We start from the raw sequence: 1,351 nt of genomic DNA on the forward strand, positions 1-1,351 counted from the left end.
CGACGGCGTTCACCAGGCCATGCTCGGCATCGCCCGACTGCACAACATGGCCCTCGCCGGATAACTCAGACCCCATACGGGACAACCTCTAGCGCCGGTCCTGGTGCTGCCGGCAGGTCCGTGCCAGACGCGTGCCAGATCCTGGGGGAACCGCGGGGAACAACGGGCAACCAAGCCGACGGCCACCAAGCGCCAAGACCGCTTTGCCGCAGGTTAGCGTCACAGCGAGCCCGAGATCACCTTAGCTTCCCAAGCTCAGGGCTCAGCGTGACCTAATGTGCTTCGGAGGTATAGCCGAAGACTGTCGAACTGTTCCCACTCCCCCCGCACCATCTCACCAGAAGCGACACGGGCAAAGGGTCGAAATCTGACTGGCAAGCGTCCGCTTCGCTCCTTGATCTGCAACACGCAGTGTGCAATGTGAACAGGGAGCGCAAATCTCGCAATATCAGAGTGTCCATCGAGGCGAACCGACCCCTGAGACAGGTGGCGACTTCCCCGGGACAAATGCTCCGGGAACATGTACAGGGGATGGGCATTGTGTCCGAGCCCTAGGTCAAATTCGATGCCGGAAGCATCGATGGTCACCGCCATCAATCCACGATTCACCGTACGGACGCCGATGTACGCCGCTCCGTCGTCCTCGTCGGTGACCAAGGAAGGTGCTGCCGAAAGCGGAGCCATAAGAATGTGCATCCCTTCGACACCTCGTCCTCCAACAGTCAGGACGTCCAGATTCACATCGGTCAGTTCAGCCACGGCCTGTTGTAGTTGTCTGGTGATCTCCAAGAACTCCTGAGAGGAGAGTCGTCGGCCAGCTTGTGCAGTCTGTGCTTCCTTCCACTCTTCCAACTCCTCAACGGTGTAGACCGACTCATGCTGGTCAACGGGAAGGTGATGCACGCCGCAGAGCAGTAGAAGGTTCTCGAATGTGTCCAACAGTTCTTTGTCATAGTCCGGGTCATGCCGCGGACCGTTCAGCTTCTCGGATCGGATGTGCGCAATCTGCGCGACCACGGTGAGACGGTCTCGGTCTTTGAACACAAGAGGCTGAGAGCAACCTGGGTACGCGCAGTGAGAGGCGGAGCCGAAGAGCAGCTTGAGCGTCCGATCCGTGTAGCTGTGGCTCATGAAGGCAGGGTAGCGGCCAAACCACTGGCTGCACGGTCCTTCCGAGCCCCGCACCACAAGCGCACCAGATCAAGTGGGGAACAGCGGGGAATCACGGTGAAAGCGGCCAGGCCCGACGGAACCGCTGACCAGCCGTACGCCCAGGTCAGCTCCCGAACCGCCCCCAAATGCTCGCAGCTTCCCAAGCTGAGAGCGCGAGTTCGATTCTCGTCACCCGCTC

The 1,351-nt window shown here is 60.3% G+C and carries 1 protein-coding gene; it reads right to left on the bottom strand.

Annotated elements, in window-relative coordinates; all coding sequences use genetic code 11:
- Positions 1-255 precede the first annotated feature (255 nt).
- A complete protein-coding gene (locus CCN42_RS42205; protein WP_143662033.1) occupies positions 256-1,131 on the bottom strand; it encodes a hypothetical protein in 876 nt (291 codons plus the stop codon).
- Positions 1,132-1,351: the final 220 nt, after the last annotated feature.

The sequence above is a fragment of the Streptomyces glaucescens genome (assembly GCF_002154375.1).
Lineage (GTDB): Bacteria > Actinomycetota > Actinomycetes > Streptomycetales > Streptomycetaceae > Streptomyces > Streptomyces glaucescens.

Coding starts and splice junctions, on each gene's coding strand:
- CCN42_RS42205 (WP_143662033.1), bottom strand. CDS start 1,131: ATGAGCCACAGCTACACGGATCGGACGCTCAAGCTGCTCTTCGGCTCC.